The following is a 19,652-nucleotide window of genomic DNA, read 5'->3' on the forward strand; positions in this document are numbered from 1 at the left end:
GAGGGTGTTCCCAGCTTTCGTCGCTGCTATGTAGGTTTTTTCGTCAAGGGTGAATTTTGGATCTCGCTGGGAGATTCCGATCTGCATCGCAAGCTGCTATTCGATCGTGACAGGATTGCCGTCAGATCAGTAAACGAGTTCGCTTCGCAAAGCGGGTGATTCAAGTGAGAGCCGGATCATTCTCCGCGACGGGTAGGACCCAGCGACGATTCGATCGCGACTCTCGAAGGACTCTTGGCCAATGCGGGAATCTCTTCAAAAGACTTCAAGCATCAACCCTGTGACGAAAATTCCTCTCCTAGCAGGTGACGGTTCGGTTGTTGGATGTGGTTCAACTTCAATTGCGGATTCAGTGGCATCGCACGGTGGTCGTTCTCTCTTCTAGGCAGCTTGCATCCTCGAAGCCTCTTGAAGATCAACTGGGCCGCTCCGCCCGAGTAGTTCGCTCGACACACCGCACTCCAAGGCACGATGCCACATCACCACCCCGAGCTTCCGCATCATCGCCACGAGTGCTTTCTTGGTTCGTTTGCTTTGGCCCTGTTTGATCCGATGGTAGTCCTTCGCCGCTGACTCACTCCGCGAGATCGATACCCAAGCCGCTTGACAGAGCAATTTGCGAAGTCTGGCAGGCCCCTGACGCGTGATTCGGCCTTTGCGATTGTCACTCTCTCCACTTTCATGACTCGAGGGAACCAGCCCCAAATACGCACCAACTTGCCGGCGATTGCTGAACCGCGTCAGGTCACCCATCTCGGTCAGGAACGTCATCGCCGTCAACAGCCCAACACCAGGGATCTCACGCAGCCTTTTGTGAGCAGCGGCGTAACGCGATTCGCCCGATAGTTTTCGCAACGCGCTGTCGAGCTTGGTCTGTTCCTGACGGAAGGCTTCGTAACGATCCGCTAGTCGCTCGAACGTCGCGGCGACGACCGAGTCCATCTGAGCGATCACGTCTTCTCGCAGCCAGCGAACGAATCGCTTGGTCCAGTGGGTTTGATACCACGACGGCTTGGTGATGCCGCGTCGTTTCAGCCCCGAGAGGATTTTCAGTTTGACGCGAGTCAGCTCGTCGCCGACGTCGATCCGAGCCCGGACGAGCTCCCGGTCATCACGAAGTCGCTGGGGTGGTGTCCAGACGACCGGCAGCGAATTACCGGCTAAAACGTGACCACGGACTTGTTCCAATAGCATTTGAGCGTCCTTGGCATCCGTCTTGAGCTTGGCGGACTTCGGGGTGGTGGGCAACAGTGATGGCGAAAGGACGTAGCATTCGATGCCCGCTTCGTGCAGTTCGTCGGAGAGTCCGAACCCGAGCCCGGAGGCTTCGTATGCAAAGACAATCCGCTGGCACCGCTCTTTGTCAGCGAGCCGTTTGATCCGCGCGATCATGTTTCGGCGTCCCGATGGATTGTTTTCGTGGGCAAGTTGCTGGGGCACTTGCGTGCCGACGGCGTAGCGAAGGAGCATGCTGCGGTCGTGAAGGTCGCAGCCAATCATGATAGACTTGGACATGGATTTGGTACCTCGTTGTGGATTGTTTCAAAAGCTATTAAACGTCCCAACGAGTGTGCCAAATCTTTTCCACTCTGACCTGCCCCCTCCATAGTTTCTCCGCGACTGTTGTGGCGGGCGCGCCGAAAGTTCAATTGCTACACGGGCGTTGGGGATTTCACGCGGTGGTTTTTCGGTGTGTCGGGTTGGGTGTGTCGGGTTGGGTGTGCTGTGTCTGTCGGTTCAACCGCGGAGCGGTGATAGTTGATAGCCTCGGGTTTCAACCCGAGGTGGGAGTGACGCCCCCGGGACAGGAAAGCCACGGAGTGGCGACAGGTGTTCGGAGGGTGTTCCCAGCTTTCGTCGCTCCGCGACTTGGGAGGTGTGTTGCGACGTGGGTGACCTTGGGTTGAAACCCAAGGCTTTCGTCGCTCCGCGGCTGGAGGTTGTGCCGTTTTATGGTGTCGCACTTGGTTGAGTTTCTGCGACAAGCACCGAAGTTTCGGGGAAGCGACAACTAGGTCGAGCGACGCCGTTCAGGCGTCGGTGAGGGAGGGGGCGGGAACATGGAATCGCGGCGCGCAATGCCGCTCCTCCGGAAATCTCGCTTTCCGACCCCTCCCGTTGCCAACGGGCGGCGTTCGCAAGTGTGATGCACAGCCCTTCGAAACGGCACGACCTCCAGAAAGGAGGCAGACCGCAAGGTATGTTGCCCTGAGCCCTGAGTAGCCAGTAGCCAGTAGCCAGTAGCCAGTAGCCAGTAGCCAGTAGCTAGTAGCTAGAAGCTAGAAGCTAGAAGCTAGAAGCTAGAAGCTAGAAGCTAGATCGCACCTTTGCTTCGATCACGCAGACGGGTCGTCCACGGCGTAGGCTTCGATTTCGAATGGGTTGCCGCGATAAGCGTCGCGGCCCATCAGCTTCAATGCCAACGAAGCGGTGAGATAGGCGGCCAGAAAGAACGGGCCCCAGCGTTCGTACTGTCGCACGTGAACTCGCTCGTGCCGCCGAGTCCGTTCCAGATCCGCAAGCGTGCAACCCAGCACGACGTGGCCGAGCGTCATTGCCGCGGCTGGAACCGGCATCGATCGCAAGCCTTTCGCGATCCACCGCCCGTGGATTTCAGCAACGCCTGCGACCCACTCAATACGGCCCCCCAGCAACAGCCCGATCGTGATCCCGATCAGAGTGTTGGGAGCGGCCCAGAGATATCGCAACCAACGAAACCGCAACGGACGCAATTACTTTTCAAACCACGTCTTGATCGCGTGCAGCGTCGTCGCTCGCCCGGCGCGTGCGATGGACGTGGTCAGCGGAATTTCCTTGGGGCAAACCGCCACGCAGTTTTGAGCGTTCCCACACGATGCCAGGCCACCGGGGCCTTCCAACGCATCCAGTCGCTCGCCAGCCAAAACTTTTCCGGTGGGATGGTTGTTGAACAGCATCGCTTGCGAAATCGCGTGCGGCCCAACAAACGCTTCCGAATACGCCGCTTTTTCGCGAGCTTCGAACTCCTCGTCCGACTCGCCTGACTTCTGGGTCAGTTCAATCTTGTTGTATTGAGGACAAGCTTCCACGCAGCAGCCACAGCTCATGCATTGGCTGAGCGGGTAGTTGCGTTCTTGGTCGTCCCGCAGAATTCGCTCGCCCGGACCCATGTTGAAATAGCTGTCGACAGGCACCCAAGCTTTGACTCGTTCCAGACCTTGGAACAACCGAGCCCGGTCGACGATCAGGTCACGAACAACTGGGAACTTGCTCATTGGTTCCAAAACGATCTCGTCGGGGTTGTCCGCCAACAAACGATCCACCAAGGCACTGCAGCTTTGGCGAACGCGGCCATTGATCACCATCGTGCACGACCCGCAAACCTCTTCCAGGCAACCACAATCCCAGGCGACGGGAGTGACTTTCTTTCCGTCGCGGTTGGTGGACTGAGCCGCGATCCGTTGCAGAACGCTGATCACGTTCATTTCGGGCTCGTACTTGATCTTGTGAAGTTCCCAGTACGGAGCTTTTCCGGGAGCATCCTGACGACGCACGCGAACGTTGATGAACTCGGGTCGTTTCTTAGTCGAAGGGTCGAGAGCAATCATCGGTGGAAGAATTCAAAAGGTGGTTGAGAGGCGGTGCGGTGAACAAAGCAGTCGGTTGGAAACGTCGAAGAACTCAGTTGGTTCCCACCAACCCAGGCCCTGATTTCGATTGAGCCGCCTTTTCAGCAGCTCGTTCGTTCCAGACTTGTTCGATCTCCTCGGCACCAACCAATCCGTACAAACGCGGGCGGGGTGGAATCAACGACGTGTCGACATCTTCGTAGGCAAGATCAGCCTGGTTGGTGCTGGTGTTCCAGGTCGCAACCGTGCTCTTGAGATACTTTTCATTGTTGGCCTCGAACGCATCGCACCAAGCTTCCGCTTGACGACGTCGTTCAACAGGATCGTCCGAGGTCAAGGAAGGCTTCTTGAAGTCCGGTTTGTAGTGAGCCCCGCGACATTCGTCACGCTGCAAGGCACCTTTCAAAAGCGCCTTCGCCAGCGGGAACATGTCCTGCAGCGATTTCGCAAAAATCACGTTTTGGTTGGTCCATGAGCCAGTGTCGGCGAGCGAAACTTTCATCGCTCGTTCGTGCAGTTCATCGACCTTTTGAATGGCTTCTTCGAGTTGGTCGTTGCGACGAACCACGGTTGCGACCCGAGTCATCAAGTCGCCCAATTCTTGGTGAATCAGGTACGGGTTTTCCTCGCTGCCCACGTTGCCGTTGAGCAGATGGTCGTGGCGATCTTGCTGAGCTTTCACCGCGGAATCGAGCAGCGATTGAGGCACGTCGGTCGCACCCGACTCTTGCGATGCCGAGTAGTTCATGATCGACGAACCGGTGAACAACCCGGTGAAGATGCACGACAACAGCGAGTTCGCACCCAAACGGTTGGCACCGTGATAGTGGTAATCGCACTCGCCAATCGCGTACAAACCATCGATGCTGGTCATGTGGTTGCGAGGTGCTCCCGCTTCCAATCCGCCCTCGTCGCTTTTGACGTAGTCGGCCCACAAACCGCCCATGCTGTAGTGAACTGCAGGGAAGATCTTCATGGGCTCGTCGCGTGGGTCAACGCCCTGGAATTTCTCGTAGATTTCGAGGATCCCGCCGAGCTTTCGGTCCAACTCGTGACGCGGGATGTGTGTCAAATCAAGGTACACGCACATCCGATCGTCTTCGACACTGAGCCCTTCGTTGACGCAGATGTCAAAGATCTCACGCGTGGCAATGTCGCGTGGAACCAAGTTGCCGTACTCAGGATAACGCTCTTCCAAGAAGTAATAGCGATCCGCTTCTGGAATGTCGCGTGGGCCGCGTGGGTCCTGTGGGGTGCGCGGCACCCACACACGTCCGCCTTCGCCGCGAGCCGATTCGCTCATCAGTCGCAATTTGTCGGCACCCGGAATCGCAGTGGGGTGAACCTGGATGAATTCCGCGTTGGCGTACTTGGCACCGTTCTGGAAACAGCGACTGGCTGCACTGCCGGTGCAGAACACGCTCATCGTGCTGCGGCCGTAGATCAGGCCACATCCGCCTGTGGCAACCACCACCGCATCGGCCGGGAACGCTCGGATCTCCATCGACACCATGTCTTGCGCAACCACACCGCGGCAACGACCGGTTTCGTCTTGGATCGGACCGAGGAAGTCCCAGAATTCATGTTTGTTGACGTTGCCTTCGACCTCTTGGCGACGGACTTGTTCGTCCAAGGCATACAGCAACTGCTGCCCGGTGGTCGCACCTGCAAAGGCAGTTCGTTTGTACAGGGTGCCACCAAACCGCCGACGGTCGATGAAACCTTCCCCGGTACGGTTGAATGGCACACCCAATCGGTCCATCAACTCGATGACCTTGGGAGCCCAAAAAGCCATCTCTTTGACAGGCGGCTGGTGATTCAAGAAGTCACCCCCGTAAACCGTGTCGTCGAGGTGCTTCCACTCGTCATCGCCGAGCTGCCGCGTCGCATCATTGCAGCTGTTGATGCCGCCCTGAGCGCACACGCTGTGCGAACGTTTGACGGGTGTCAAACTGATCAAGTCGACTTGGGCGCCCAGTTCGGTCAACTTCATCGTCGACGCCAAACCGGCCAAACCACCCCCAACGACAACCACGCGGGTGGGCGAGTTGGATTGTGCCATGGAACGTTTCCTTCAAAGAATCAAAATGGGTGGTTGCAAACTTATTCAGTGACCGCGTCGTCGCTGGAACCGGATGCTTCAACGACATCGGATTCTTCGACTTCGACTTCAACGGGAGTTCGTTTTTCGGGCATGTCGTAAGCCAATCCGGTTTCCTTGGCGGCTTCGTACATGATGGCTTCTTCCGCTCTCGCCTGAGCGATGTCGTCGGTGTCCATGCGAACCGCGGCCCACCAGGCCGACGTTCCAACCACTGCCAAAATCACGCCAAATGCGGTGCAAACCTTGGTCGCACGTGCTTGGGCCTGTGGCGAAACCCACAAACCCCAGGTGATTCCTGCGGTCCAAATGCCATTGGCCAGGTGATAAACGGTGGCCAAGACACCTGCCAGGTAGAACGCAGGCCAAACGTAGCCCTGCATCGCACTGCCCAGCGACGAAGCGGCGTTGTAAGGGTCAAAGCTGGCAAACCCGAGCGGCTCCATGATGGCCAGCCAAAAACCGGCGTGGAACCAGCCGTGCAGGTGCAACACGTGAGTCATCAAGAAGATCAGGGCGATCAAACCCGTCCAGCGTTGCCAGACATAGCGTCGATTGCCTGTGAATTGATAGTTGCCCAGGTTCGATTTGCCCGTTCGGATGATCCAAACGCCCAAAATCGCGTGGAACAACAACGGCGCGAAAATCCCGCCCCATTCCACCACGGGGAGCAATTCCCCCAGGCTATGGATCAAGAAAACCGCTCTTTGGAACGTTGCGGTTCCGTTGAGCAGGCTGGCGTTGGTGGTCAAGTGAATGACCATGTAAACGCCCAGCGGCACAATCCCGGTCAGCGAATGCAGTCTTCGAATGGCAAATTCGTGACGCAGGAAAAACGATTGCGAACGAGTGAGTTCAGACACGTGGGTCCAGGTCTTCTTGAGGTGGAAACTGGCCAATCTGAGAACCGCCATCCAACGTCTCAGGCAACGCACAAAAGCGTTTCCCCATCGGTTGAATCGGTTCAACCCCCGAAGTTTACGCCTTTGGGACAGTTCAGCCTAGAGAGCCGTGGCATACCTTCTCGGCGGATGCGACCATCTGTCGCGAAAGTGTCCCCCTGCCGGACCAGTTTGTGTTGAGAATGCGCACACCCCGTCACTCATGAAGAAGGAGTCCCGATACGCCCGCCAATCACGTGTTTTTCCACCGAACCCTGCTCAGAATGTGCCCTGGGCTGCCGCAAACCTCGGGAACCGTTTCAGCGATCCAAGCTGCAAATGATTATTTCATGAATTGATTTCTTCTTTCGAATCATTGGCACTCGACTTTTGACAGCAGTGGTTATCCTGACGACGAACATGTTGACCTTCGTTTGGCGACCTTCGTTTGGCGACCTTCGTTTGGCCCGATGGACCACCCTGTTGATCACTTTTCTGCCCAACCAATCGTCGGCCGTCCTGTCGCCTCGCGGCACGCGACCAGGCCCCTCGTCTCGATCCAGCGTGGCGATTGCGCCCGCGAAATCGGTGGGAGATCGCCCACCGTTGCGAACGGTTCGGTCGATCTTCATCAGCGATGTCCACCTCGGTTTGCGACACGCCCAAGTCGATCGCCTGCTCGACTTCCTGAATAGTCACGAACCTGAACATTTGTACTTGGTCGGGGACTTCATCGACGCTCGCGTGCTGCACATGCAGCCGTATTGGCCGCCAATCTACGACCGCTTGCTGAATCGATTGGCTGAATTGGCCGCGGAGGGAACGGCGATTCACTACACGCCGGGAAACCACGACGACTACTTGCGACATGCGGATTGGCCTGCGATCGCCCAATCCGATGACGTGACGGTGAGCGAGCAATTTGTCCACGAAACGGTCGATGGGCGGCGAGTGGTGGTGCTGCACGGCGACCAATTTGACAAAGTCGAACGCCAAGCCCATTGGCTTTCACTGATTGGCACCTTCCTTTACACGCTGCTGCTGACAGCCGACCGAGCGATCAACCGAGTGCTGAAGTGGTTGCGGATGAAGCCCCGTCGAATCAGTCGCTACTTGAAGCAGACCACCAAACGAATGGTGCAGTGGGTCAGCGGATTCCAATCCAAGGTCCGGCAACACGCGTGTGCCAACGATTGTGATGCGATCGTTTGCGGTCACATCCACATCCCGACGGTGCGACGACTGAGTCCTTCGTCGGACCACCCCGACGCGAAGCGACCGCTGTATTTCAACCTGGGTGATTGGGTCGAAAACGCGACCGCCATGGTTGAGTACGGAAATGGCGAACTCGAGCTGATCGACTTCGACCATCCCGATCGGATCCCACCGGCTTCCACCGACACCCCATCGCAAGCCACCGACCAGCTCACCCCCAAAGCCGCCGCCATCAAACGGCACCTCTTCACCGGCATGGGCTGAGTCGGGATCCAACCCTGCTTTCATTTGCAGAAAAACAGATCGGAGCTTTTCCAAAAAGCGGAGTGGAGTCAGGGCAACCTCACCAACTCGCGATGGTCGATTGCAGCACTTGGTGATCGAAGAACTCTTCGCGACCGTCCACCCGCAGCATTCGCAAGAGCGGGACGTTGCCCATGAATGAAGCCCATCCAGAGAACGTGCTTGGCGGCCCAACGATCATGTCGGTTTCAGCAAGACTGTACATATCTTCAATCAGGTGCCCCGTGGAAAAGTGAACCGGCAGCCCCTCGAAGTCAGCTTGCTTCAGGTCCGCGTTGCCACAGACCAAAAACGCCGTTTCAAAACCAGCGTTTTCTTTGGCAATCCGTTTCATGATCTGAACGTACTGCTCGGTTGAGTAGAAGTGCATTCCGCCCTTCCAGGTTTTGTAATCGCCATGGCGAAGGTGCACGCCGACAACCTTCGCGCCAGGACGGCGCAACGGTTCGAGGGTCGCTTGCACGTTTTGCTCATGAACAGGCAGCACGCGAAAATGCTCCCGGACGGCCGCGGAATGCTTCTCCACCAATTCATCGCTGCGAAAGTTCCACCCCGCCAGCAGCAAAGGACGCTTCGACTGCGCCTGCTTGCGAATCTCGTCGGAATACAAATCGCAGGACTCACCGTCGACCACGCGAATCACATAGGCCGGGAACCGGGTGCATCTCAGGTGACTCAGCGTTCGCCCGGTCAGGTACACCTGTTTGCAAATCATCCAGCGTTGGAACGCTTCAATCTTTGACTCAGGCGATGTGATATCCGATTCGTTGGCCGCGAAACCAGCCCGCTGCGGGTAACGACACCAGAGGTCGTGACGAACGCTGGGAAAGTAGCGTGCATACTCCCGCAAGTGAGGGAAGTACAACGTCACGTCATACTCCATCGCCGCAGCCATCAAGTGAGCGTAGAGACGCAACCGGTTTCCCAACTGCCCATAAGAACGAGTCGCAACGATCACGCGACCGCTCCGCACTGCCGATCGCCGTCAGCTTCTGTCATCAACAAATCCGAGCCGTGAAATTTCCAGTGAATTCAATAGATTCATAACGCCGCTCTCGATAGCTCCGCAATGTGCCGACGGCGCTGTTGGCCAAGCACCGTGCAGCGATCGGAACAGGGCGGTGCCGCAATTCTCAAGCTGTTCAAGCCTACAGCAACGGCATTTTTGAATGCTACTCGGAATTCTCGCGGAGAGATCCACTGCAGAAATGGTGCAAACGATATTCACTGAACTGACATTGACCTCCGCAGCCTGGTCCTGTTATATCGCCCAGATTAACGCACCTAGAACGCTAGTAATGATCATGCAGTTTCTAAAGAGCCTTTCCAGAAAACGTCGCCGCGCGAAACGACCGCCCAGTCTGATTCAGAATGTCGCAAGGTTCGTCGCATGCGAAATGATTGAAGGCGATTACATCGAGTTCGGGGTGTATCAGGGCAACTCCTTCATCGCGTCGTTCCAAGCACTCAACGAAGCATTCAAAAGTCGAATCGCAGATGCGGGCGGCGACAATTCAACGTCCGCACAAGCCAATGAGAGAACCGCCATTCTTAATAAAATGCGGTTCTTTGCATTTGATTCCTTTGAAGGACTCCCTGAACTCAGCGGCGTCGACAAAGACACGAAAGACTTTCAACCGGGTCAGTACCGGTTTGAAGAAAATCACTTTTTGAATCGCATTGAACGCAAAGGGGTCGACCTCGATCGTGTTGTGACCGTCCCAGGTTGGTTCGACCAAACATGCAATCCCGAAACGAGAGAACAGCACAAAATCACTGCCGCTAGCGTTGTCTGGGTTGACGGAGACCTCTACGAGTCAGCGGTTCCGGCACTCGATTTTGTCACTCCACTTTTGCAGGATGGCACGGTAGTCATCTTTGACGATTGGTTTGCGTTTCGCGGGAACCCTCGCCGTGGTGAACAGCGGGCATTCTATGAATGGATCGAACGCCTCGATGGTTTCACAGCGACGGAATACCAACGAGAAGGTGTTTGGCGAAACAGTTTCATCATGAACCAAAAATAAGATCGCACCGCAAGGAGGGTAGATCGTGAGTGTCTCAATCGAAAAATCGCTTCCCAGCAAGAATATAAACCGGGCTGCATCCAAACCTGGCGGTGCCGCTGACTCCGGTATCCTCCCCGAACGCGCTGAAGTTGTCGGCCAAGTGATTCGCAAACGCCGGTCGACTCGACGCTTTGCTGACACACCAATCGCAAACGATTGCCTCGACCGCCTGATCACCGCAGGCGTCTATGCGCCCAGCGGGTCGAATTGGCAAAACCAACGCTTTATCGTTATCCAAGACCAAGAAGAAATCCAAGAGATCGGTCGGCAAAGATGGGTGTGGCCATATCGTGTTGCCGCGAAAGACCGAAACCCAGCGGGGATTATCGGCAATTCATCCGCCTTGATCATCGTGTTCGCCGACGCTGCAGCAAACGATTTTCGAGGGCGAGGTGAATATCACATTTGGGAATCGCTCGAGATTCAAAACGCTGCGGCATCGATTCAAAACATCTGCCTGATGGCAACGGCGGAAGGAATCGCAAACTGCTGGGTCTCCGCGTCCGAACCGATGAGCAACACCCGCTTATTATCTGGAAAGCACTGGCGAGAGGTTCTCCCAAGCTACGACATTCCTAACACCTGCAAGGTCCAAGGAATCGTCTGTTTGGGACACCCAACGAGTGTTGACGAACAAGGTTTTCCCGTTGGGGAGAAAAAACACGGAGCGACCGTTTGGAGCTCGACGGAGCGAGAGCCAAACTCTCACTATCTCATTGAAAAGCGTGCGGTTCCTGAATCCTCTCACATTTCGGCATTCAACTGGGGATGGCTACATCTACTCGCCTTCATCGCGAAATCCTTGAAAGTGGTCCTGAGACGCGTTGACAAAAGCATCGAGAAAGTGGAGCGACGTTGCCTGAAGATCAACTACAAGCGAGACAAAGAAAGCAAAGCTGCCTAATTATGTTGAAACACAACTTTCGATTGGCCATCACCGGCAGCTTTGGCGCCAAAGACATTGGTGACGAAGCCATGCTCACCGAAGACCTCGATTACGTGTTGAATGTAGTCGGCTTGGAACGGAAGCAGGTGTTTTTGTTTGGCTGGGATCGAGACTACATGTCTCGATATCACTCTCACCCGATTGAGAACTGCTTCCCATCCGCTCACCTGGAACTCGCGTGCGCAGAACGAGGCTTGCTCGACCCTCGCATCGCCGGGAAGCTGATCAAACGCCGCAAACAGATCAAAAAGATCCGGACCGTCGTCGAGTCATGCGATGCTTTATTGGTCACCGGTGGCGGCACGATCAACACCCGCGAAAGAAAGGGAGCAAGCGTCCGTCGAATGTACAACATGGTGAGAGCATTCAGTCAACGCGGCACGCCAATCTTCCTGAGCGGACAAACCATTGGTCCTCTCGCGCTGTACCCCGAGCATGACCGAATGGCGAAGTATGTCGTTGAGGCGGTGGACTGCTTGACGGTCCGAGACGCTCACTACTCGCGTCGCTACATGGATCTGATCAACGCGAAACCGAAAGAGCTGATTGAGACATTTGATGATGCCTACACGCTCCCGCACGAAGAGGTTCAGCTTCCCAGCGATGTCGAAGCCTTCCTGCAGAACGGAAACTGCTTCGCCGTCAATGTGACTGATTACACATCAGACACGCCCGAAAAACGTGCCTACATGGCAAAGGTTTGCGAAGCCGTCATGCGGCAATACGGCGTCAACGTGGTTCTCGCGTCGCATTCCCCTTCAGATCTAACGTCACTCTGGATGATTCGTGATTCCATCGACAATGATTTGAAATCACGTGTCATCGTCCCTGACACAAGGGAATGGCACGACAAGAAACTCAAGAAGATGATCGCCTCCTGCCAACTCGCCATCGGTGGCCGGTATCACTTCATCGTGTTTGCAGGAACATCGAACACGCCTTTTGTTGGAATGGCGGGCAACCATTATTCTTACATCAAGCAAGACGGCTTCGCACGCATGGTCGGGCAAGAACGCTACATCCTTACCGAACACCAAACTTGGGATCTCGATCTCTTGCTAGAACGGGTCGCTGAGCGAGTAGGACAGCAACTGGACCTGAGCGATCGATTTGAAAGACCATCGGTATCAATGCGACGTTTCAGCAAATGGCTGGACGAAAAGTTTTCGTTGGCGGCACACAACAAGTCATGACCGCCAACGGCAAAAAAGCCGCCTCGTTTCCCAGGCGACTTCTTGCGATTCCTAAACGATTGATGCCGTGTATCGCAACCACCAATGAAGTCAAAGGTGTTGGCATCGCTGGGTGGAAGCAAAAACTGGCATGTTCAGGCTTGATTCCGGTACGCTTGCCCCGAATCACCAACCACCTGGATGCCTCGAATCGCAACACTTCCACTCGCGAACGTCCACTCTCCAGCTTGCTCGATTTCGAGCGTTACTTGTGTTGCGTGGAGGCACAGTGCCAACTGTCCGATCTCCCCGTCGGATCGCAAGCCATCGACGATGCACTCACAAACCAATTGTCACGCGTCGCACTGGGTCTCGAGCAAACCCGAAAACTATTCTCGCTGTATTCGCCGAGCGTTGGCCTTGTCGCTCAAGGGTATCGATTTGAAAGCGGGCTCATTCGTCAGGTTTCAATTGAGCGAAGCATTCCGTTGCTTGCCGTTGAGAACACAGCCTTTCGAGATCGTTTTCTCTGGGATTCGCTGTCTGGCATCACGACGAATTTCAACCTTTCGAAGAACTACTACTGGCGATTGCATGAGCATTGCGATCCAGCGGTTGTATCCAACTACATCGACCAACTGATTGCGAACACACGAAGCCTCAAGCGATCGGAACATGAGTCCCCCATCACATCTTGCCGTACATCAGGGCGTCCGTACCTACTCTTTCTGGGCCAGGTGTACACAGACTCGGCGGTTCTATTCGGACTTGGAAACTGGCAATCGCCGGAGACGTTCATTGCTGCTGTCATTGAACAGGGACGAAAACGCAACATGGACGTGGTCATCAAATTGCATCCGAAAGAAAGCAATGGAAACGACCCCGTCTGCAATCGACCGTATGATCACCTGACCTTTCGAAAACTGCAGGAGCAATCCACCACGCGGGATTTGCTGAATTCGCCTGGTGTCGTTGTCGACCACGACAATCGCTTTGACACCTATGAACTGATCCACAATGCGACCGCCGCCATCACACTGACATCGCAGGCCGGATTAGAATCCTCGTTTCGAGGTATCCCGACAATCGTGGGTGGCCCGGCATTCTACTCCGGCCTTGGCTTCACTTTGGAAGCCTCTGACGAATCGACCCTTGATTCTGCGATCAGCCAGGCTGTTTCGGAAAAGCAAGACAGCGAGCGCACCGACAGGGCTAAGAACTTCACCTACATTCATTTCCAAAAGTACTGTCGGCCCAAAACGTTCAAGTCACTTCGGAACATCATTCGATTTGCAAAAGCAGAGCCGACGACATGATCGACCTTCGTATTGTCATCGTTACATCCGGGCAATCACACGGGCTGAACCAGACCCTCGAAAGCATCCAGAATTGCCGCGGCACCGAGTTGATCACGGAACTAGTCGTCGCTGAAAACGGAAAGATGCAACACTCCGGTTCGTTGGTGATGTCGTATTCGGACGCCCTTCCCATTCGATACCTTTACACGTCGACGCCAGGGAAGTGCCGCGCCTTGAACCTAGCCATGGACCCGATGCCAGACGATTGTCTGATTCTTTTCGCTGACGACGATATCATCTGCTCCAAAGACTGGGTCTCTCAGTACGCCGAAGCCGCTCGCAAATTCCCCACGGGATTCTTTTTCGGTGGTCCAACCACAGCCAAGTACGAGCTTCCGCCAAGTGATTGGCTGAGTCGGCACCTTCCGGTGTCGGCGACTGGTATGAAATTTCAAAAATCAGCCGAGCGTCCAAAGATCAACTACTTCATGGGATTCAATTGGGCGGCCTTTTGCAGGGACATTCGAGAAATCGGATTGTTTGATGAGATCATTGGGCCCGGTTCCCGTTTGTGCAGCTTGGGGGACGAGGTCGACATCCAGCGTCGGCTTGTGGCCGCTGGAATCCAACCAGAATACGTGGAAGACGCGGTTGCCGAGCACTACGTCCCTGAAAGCAAATGTGGACCTGACTGGTTGATTCAGAGATCGAGACAGAACGGTCGGGCAGTGGGGTACATTGCAGTCAAACAGCGCCGAAAACTACGGCAGCTGAAATCCATTGGCAATTGCCTTCGTGCGTTTTTGATTCAAGCACTTCTTGCGATTCCGTTTCAAAATCGCGAGAGACAACTGACCATGCGTTGCAAGCTCGAAAGACTCAAAGGATGGCGTGAAGGCGTTCAGGCCGGTGCGTTGCTGACAACTCGTTGAGCCGATCTTTTACCAACGATCTTTCGCTGAAGGGAATCAAGCACTTAACAATTCCCATCTTGATGAACGGGTCACAATCTCTTGAATCGTCTGATGCGAAAATGCTTCTCGCAACGATTCATTTCGAGTCACTTGAAGATTGCTCTTTTCGAAAACGTATGAAAGCAGGCGACGCGACCTCGTTGGGCTCACCTGCCGGCACACTTGACCAAAGTTGGTCAGCAACTTTCGGCCATTTTGAATGGAGCGAAGACGTTTGGCATAGCGACTATCTGGGTTGTTTGCGAGTTCGTAGTTTCCAAAACCAGAATCCGGCTTCAAGTACTTCAGGTGCCAGTAAAGAAAGCCTGCGAATTCTCGCTTGAGCTTTCCGCGATGAAACCGTTCGAATCGTCGATCATGAGTGAAGTAGGTCTCTTCCTGCACTGGGAAGAACCCGATATCGCCGTTCCCGGAAATGGGGTCGTCCTCTGGCACGGACAGCACACCGTCATCACTCAAGGCAAGATTTAGTCCTGAAAAACACAGCATTTTCCGAAGGCCGAACTTTTGGTTTCTGACTTGAGTAACAATGTTTTGGACCGCCCCTCGGATTGCCAAGTGGTCGTCATCGAGTTTCGTCGCGACGCAATATCGTGTCGCAGCTAGAGAAAAATTGTAGTAGTTGACCAGACTATTTGGTGAGTCACCGGGTGTCTCGACATGACCGCGACTGCCGGGCGGATGCACGCGATCGACATAGTGAATCACTCGTAGGCGATCACTTCCAAATTCTTGTTGCAAACGATTGAGGATCTCAACGGTCCCATCAGTGCATTGATTGTGAACCGCAACAATCTCGTCAAAATGTTCAATGTGGCTGCGGATCGTCGCCTCCAAAAAATCCTCTCCATTACGGATGCGCATGAACGCGGAGATCCCCGGCTTGCGATCCCCAACGGCAAGATGTTCGCGTCGAAAGCGATAGCCGCTAACCTGCTCCCCCATGCCCTCGAGGTACTGCATTGCTCAGCCAGCCTGTATGTGTCAAGTATTTCCCAGCGCGTCAACGACGCCCTGCCGCCATTCCACTTTCCACTGATCTCACCTCGCTGTGATCCAAATCCTCTCGCACCCGATAAAAGAGGCGTGCGTCGATTTCCCATCCTTGGAGAATTGGAAGCAGGTGAAACAGCTATGTGATCGTATCCGCTTCAAACCATTGGTTTTGATTGCGGTAACCTCGTAATTAGCAAACCAATCTGATATCTGCAACCGAAGATTGAAATTACCTTGCTTTGGGTATTGAGTGATTCAATGAGCGACCTTGCTACGAAGCGGGCGGTTTTGTTAGTCAGATAGCGAGGCTCACGACAAAACGCCGAATCGGACGAGACATGCTCACCGCCGAAGATATGCCGAAAATCAGCGTCATCATCACCACCTACAATGCTCCGGAAGAGCTTTGGCAGGTTCTCGTGGGCTACCGCCAGCAAACGGTCAAGGATTTTGAGATCCTGGTGGCCGACGACGGATCCGATGAACGGACAGCGGAAGTCATTGAACGATTTGGCAGAACCTGCTCTGTCGTGGTCAAGCATGTGTGGCACGAAGACGATGGATTTCGCAAATGCAAGATCCTCAATCTTGCAATTCGAAAGGCCTCCAGCGACTACTTGCTCTTCACCGATGGTGATTGCATCCCTCGCGCAGACTTCCTGGAAGTCCATTTGAGGGAATCGGAGCCCAATCGGTTCCTGTCGGGGACCTACAACAATTTGCCCTCGTGTTTCAAAGGTCGGATCACCGACGACGGAATCGAATCCGGGGAAGCGTTTCAGCTGAAATGGCTGCGCAAAAACGGGCTGCGTTTTTCAAGCAAATGTTTGCGGCTGGTGAACAGCCGAGCACTCACCTCTCTGTTGAACCGACTGACCACGACCAAACCGACCTGGAATGGTTGCAATGTCTCGGGATGGAAGTCAGACGTGATAGCCGTCAATGGCTACGACGAGCGAATGCGTTATGGCGGGCTCGATCGCGAAATTGGACTGAGGTTGAACAATCTCGGGGTTCGAGGGAAACAAATCCGCTACAAGGCAATTTGCCTGCATGTGGATCACCCTCGTGGCTACCTGAACGAAGAAGACCTGCAGCGTAACCTTTCGATCCGCCAGGCGACCATCCGCTCCAAGTCGGTCAAGACGAATTTCGGCATCCAGCGGGCCGCGTGAGCGTCTGGGAGTGGTATCAAAGCTCTCCGTTGATCACCGCAGACGCCCTCCGCTGGGCAATGGCACGGTCTTCGAGGACCATGGAATTGCCGCGGTTGCGGACTGTTTGGTTATGAGTTCACGAATGGGGTTACGCCATCAAAGTCGGTGCTTTGACGGCGTTCGCTTTCGCAATGACTCGCCCCACCGAATCAGATGGAGGCTTTCATTCGCGACTGGATCTCGGAGACAACGTCGTCGATCTTGACGCGGGTTTGTTCCAGTGAGTCTCGGTCGCGAATCGTGACGGTTTTGTCCTTCAGTGAATCACCATCGACGGTGATGCAGTACGGCGTTCCGGCCTCGTCCTGACGACGATATCGTCGACCAACCGCTCCCTTGGCGTCATAGAACACGTTGTAGTGTTCCTTGAGGGCGCCGTAGATTTCTTGGGCGACTTCTGGCATCCCATCTTTCTTGACGAGCGGGAACACAGCGGCCTTGATCGGAGCCAGTCGCGGGTCCAATTTCATGACCGTTCGGGTTTGCATCTTGCCGTTTTCGTCCGGTGCTTCGTCTTCGGTGTAGGCTTCGCACAGGAACGCGAGCGCTGCCCGGTCTGCCCCTGCGGACGGTTCGATCACATGCGGGACGAATTTTTCGTTCGTGATGTCGTCGCGGTAGGAGAGGTCTTTGCCGCTGCCGCGATACTTGGGTTTTCCGTGTTCGTTCAGTTCCACGGTCATGGGATTGGTCGACGGATCGAGCTTGCCTTCCATGTGACTGCGGAGGTCAAAATCGCCCCGGTGAGCGATTCCTTCGAGTTCGCCGTATTCGCCTTCGGGCAAGAACGGGAAGGCGTATTCGATGTCGGCTGTGCCCACGCTGTAGTGAGCCAGTTCTTCGGTGTGGTGTTCCCGCATGATCAGCGATTCGTCAGACAAACCGAGTTTGGTGTACCAAGCCATTCGGCGATCTCGCCAGTAGCGATACCACTCCTGCGATTGATCAGGATGGCAGAAAAACTCGATTTCCATTTGTTCGAATTCACGCGAGCGGAACGTGAAGTTTCGCGGTGTGATTTCGTTGCGGAAGCTCTTGCCCGTTTGGCCAATTCCAAAGGGAATGCGGACGCGTGAGCTGTCGACGACGTTTTTGAAGTTGACGAAGATCCCTTGCGCGGTCTCTGGACGTAGGAAGGTCGTGTCCTCTTCGCCGCCCAACGCACCCAAGGTGGTTTTGAACATCAGGTTGAATTCACGAGGCTCGGTCAGCGTTCCGAGTGTCTTCGCATCGGGAGCCAGGACATTGTCCGTCGAATCGAGCTTGTCCAGCGTCAGCGATTCTTTTTCGATGGTCAGTTCGTCCGCGTTCTTGGCGCGAAGTTTGAAGAATTTCATCCCACGACGACGCACCTCGTCTTCTTCTTGCTCGATTTCGGCGAGCGTTGAAACGAAAATTTTCTTGTCTTGGTATTCCACGAACCGGCCACGCACTTGGTCAAAGCGATAGCGTTTCTTCGATTCGCGACAATCCACCATGTGATCGTGGAACAGATCGTAGTGACCACTGCACTTCCAAACCTGTGGGTGCATGATGATCGTGCAATCCAGGCCGACCATTTCGAAGGTCGAGGGAGCACCAGCGGGCGTCACCAATTCGTTGTGGCCCGAGATCATGTCGTGCCACCACGCATCCTTGAGGTTGCGTTTCAGCTCCACTCCCAGCGGCCCGTAGTCCCAGAAGCCTTGGACACCGCCGTAAATTTCGCTGGATTGGAAAAGAAAACCGCGTCGTTTGCACAACGACACCAGGGCGTCCATTGATTTCATGAGAATCGGGCAGGCAATCGAGGAGTGAAGGGAAATCCGACCCTACATTGTCCTCAAAATCGTTCGCTAGCCTATCCCACTGGTCCTGACGCAAAGGACAGGGAATCTCACATCAGCTGAGGGCGTTTGGAAGCCAAAATCGCTTGATTTCGAGGGGGATCCAAAGTGGCATTCAATAGCGAGACGAGCCAAATCCGGCGGGAGCGGCCATTTGGGTGCCGCCCGCATTGAAGGACGCGGCGTCGCGAGTCGAGTTGATTTGACGACTCAGGGCAGCCACGCGTTCGCTGACCATCGCCCCATTGGGGCCCAAAACGCCTCCTCCCAGCGCGAGAGCACGCTGGTAGTTCTGCAATGCTTGAACCGGGTCGTTGCTGGCTTCTCGCAAACGTGCCAGTGCCAGCCATGCTCGAGCGTTGTTGGCGTCTTGTTGCACCGCATCTTCCAAGTACTTCAGTGCCGTCTGAGGTTCGCCGTGCTCTTCGTAAAGGCGAGCCAATTCGATGCGTGGTTCGGCCAACGCCGGGTTTTGAGCGGCCCAGTTTTTGAGCAGCGTGAAAGCTCGGTCAGGACGTCCGGAGTCGACCAGTAAAACGGCCAATCCGCGATGACAGTCGATGTGATTGGGATCGTGATCCAAGCATTGGTTGTAGAGTGCCTCACTTTGACGGATCAAATTGGGGTCTTGTCGCTGATTCCCGAGTCGGTGTGAGGTGGCCGCCAAGTTGTAGTAGCCATCCGCGTCCGTCGGGTCCGACGCGATTGCCTTTTGGAATTGCTCCATCGCCGCCGTGTATTGGCCTTGGTTGTACAGAGCCGCTCCCTGTGTGTTCTGACTTCCAGCTGCCCATTGGCATCCTGTCAGGGAGGCAAACAGGGTGCCGACGATCAGCGAGGCGGTCAAACACCCCCAAATTGTCCAGCGACTTTGGCGAACGGGCTGAACATCCGTGTCTGCCGAGTGGCTCTCGTCCGGGTTGAAAACCCGCAGACCATTCGGGTTCGCTGTCGACGCATCATGGGCATGCGACTGCGTGCCAACCGAAACCGGGGAGGCGGGCGAGGGAGAGAAATCGTTGCGAAGAGCAGGACTGGGCATCGTT

Annotated in this window: 16 protein-coding genes; 7 read left to right on the forward strand and 9 right to left on the reverse strand. The window is 55.1% G+C overall.

All coding sequences use genetic code 11. The features are described from left to right. Window positions 1-381: 381 nt before the first annotated feature. From UH5x_RS17985 to UH5x_RS18005, 5 genes are all read right to left on the reverse strand, one after another. Entirely contained in the window at window positions 382-1,515 is a 1,134-nt protein-coding gene (locus tag UH5x_RS17985) for an IS110 family RNA-guided transposase (protein WP_482633045.1), read from the reverse strand. Between the two features lie 821 nt (window positions 1,516-2,336). Beyond that, window positions 2,337-2,732 carry a hypothetical protein gene (locus UH5x_RS17990; RefSeq protein ID WP_047816603.1) on the reverse strand — a complete coding sequence of 132 codons (396 nt, stop codon included), beginning with the start codon at window positions 2,730-2,732 and terminating at the stop codon, window positions 2,337-2,339. After that, window positions 2,733-3,587 (reverse strand): succinate dehydrogenase iron-sulfur subunit, encoded by an 855-nt coding sequence (gene sdhB / locus UH5x_RS17995; protein WP_482633230.1) that lies wholly within the window; start codon window positions 3,585-3,587, stop codon window positions 2,733-2,735. A gap of 73 nt (window positions 3,588-3,660) precedes the next feature. After that, the gene (sdhA, locus tag UH5x_RS18000; RefSeq protein ID WP_047816605.1) at window positions 3,661-5,670 is read right to left on the reverse strand and encodes a succinate dehydrogenase flavoprotein subunit; all 2,010 of its coding nucleotides are present in this window, start codon (window positions 5,668-5,670) and stop codon (window positions 3,661-3,663) included. A gap of 41 nt (window positions 5,671-5,711) precedes the next feature. Next, on the reverse strand, window positions 5,712-6,572 hold the full coding sequence (locus tag UH5x_RS18005; RefSeq protein ID WP_047816606.1) for a succinate dehydrogenase cytochrome b558 subunit: 861 nt from the start codon (window positions 6,570-6,572) through the stop codon (window positions 5,712-5,714). 438 nt (window positions 6,573-7,010) lie between these two features. On the opposite strand from UH5x_RS18005, the gene UH5x_RS18010 reads away from it, so the two are divergent. After that, window positions 7,011-8,069, forward strand: a complete 1,059-nt coding sequence (locus UH5x_RS18010; RefSeq protein WP_482633231.1) for a UDP-2,3-diacylglucosamine diphosphatase — start codon at window positions 7,011-7,013, stop codon at window positions 8,067-8,069. Window positions 8,070-8,148: 79 nt separating this feature from the next. Here UH5x_RS18010 and UH5x_RS18015 read toward each other — a convergent pair whose 3' ends face one another. After that, window positions 8,149-9,066 (reverse strand): O-fucosyltransferase family protein, encoded by a 918-nt coding sequence (locus tag UH5x_RS18015; RefSeq protein WP_482633232.1) that lies wholly within the window; start codon window positions 9,064-9,066, stop codon window positions 8,149-8,151. Window positions 9,067-9,505: 439 nt separating this feature from the next. On the opposite strand from UH5x_RS18015, the gene UH5x_RS18020 reads away from it, so the two are divergent. Genes UH5x_RS18020 through UH5x_RS18040 form a run of 5 tightly spaced genes read left to right on the forward strand, consistent with a single transcriptional unit; the run spans window position 9,506 to window position 14,525 of the window. Then, window positions 9,506-10,135: a TylF/MycF/NovP-related O-methyltransferase gene (locus tag UH5x_RS18020; RefSeq protein ID WP_482633233.1), complete on the forward strand. Its 630-nt coding sequence runs from the start codon at window positions 9,506-9,508 to the stop codon at window positions 10,133-10,135. A gap of 25 nt (window positions 10,136-10,160) precedes the next feature. Further along, window positions 10,161-11,081: a nitroreductase family protein gene (locus UH5x_RS18025; protein ID WP_482633234.1), complete on the forward strand. Its 921-nt coding sequence runs from the start codon at window positions 10,161-10,163 to the stop codon at window positions 11,079-11,081. Between the two features lie 2 nt (window positions 11,082-11,083). Further along, window positions 11,084-12,316, forward strand: a complete 1,233-nt coding sequence (locus UH5x_RS18030) for a polysaccharide pyruvyl transferase family protein (RefSeq protein ID WP_482633235.1) — start codon at window positions 11,084-11,086, stop codon at window positions 12,314-12,316. Next, on the forward strand, window positions 12,271-13,611 hold the full coding sequence (locus UH5x_RS18035; RefSeq protein WP_482633236.1) for a capsular polysaccharide export protein, LipB/KpsS family: 1,341 nt from the start codon (window positions 12,271-12,273) through the stop codon (window positions 13,609-13,611). The genes UH5x_RS18030 and UH5x_RS18035 overlap by 46 nt, the downstream gene beginning before the upstream one ends. After that, entirely contained in the window at window positions 13,608-14,525 is a 918-nt protein-coding gene (locus tag UH5x_RS18040; RefSeq protein WP_482633237.1) for a glycosyltransferase family 2 protein, read from the forward strand. The genes UH5x_RS18035 and UH5x_RS18040 overlap by 4 nt, the downstream gene beginning before the upstream one ends. A gap of 36 nt (window positions 14,526-14,561) precedes the next feature. Here UH5x_RS18040 and UH5x_RS18045 read toward each other — a convergent pair whose 3' ends face one another. Further along, window positions 14,562-15,530, reverse strand: coding sequence for a glycosyltransferase family 2 protein (locus tag UH5x_RS18045; RefSeq protein ID WP_482633238.1), 969 nt, complete (start codon window positions 15,528-15,530; stop codon window positions 14,562-14,564). 371 nt (window positions 15,531-15,901) lie between these two features. On the opposite strand from UH5x_RS18045, the gene UH5x_RS18050 reads away from it, so the two are divergent. Further along, window positions 15,902-16,738 carry a glycosyltransferase family 2 protein gene (locus UH5x_RS18050; protein WP_482633239.1) on the forward strand — a complete coding sequence of 279 codons (837 nt, stop codon included), beginning with the start codon at window positions 15,902-15,904 and terminating at the stop codon, window positions 16,736-16,738. 191 nt (window positions 16,739-16,929) lie between these two features. On the opposite strand, the gene UH5x_RS18055 is transcribed toward UH5x_RS18050, so the two are convergent. Both UH5x_RS18055 and UH5x_RS18060 read right to left on the reverse strand, forming a co-directional pair. Next, a complete protein-coding gene (locus tag UH5x_RS18055) occupies window positions 16,930-18,540 on the reverse strand; it encodes a glycine--tRNA ligase (RefSeq protein WP_047816748.1) in 1,611 nt (536 codons plus the stop codon). Between the two features lie 181 nt (window positions 18,541-18,721). Then, window positions 18,722-19,648: a tetratricopeptide repeat protein gene (locus UH5x_RS18060; RefSeq protein WP_482633240.1), complete on the reverse strand. Its 927-nt coding sequence runs from the start codon at window positions 19,646-19,648 to the stop codon at window positions 18,722-18,724. Window positions 19,649-19,652 lie beyond the last annotated feature (4 nt).

The organism is Rhodopirellula sp. UH5 (genome assembly GCF_056839225.1).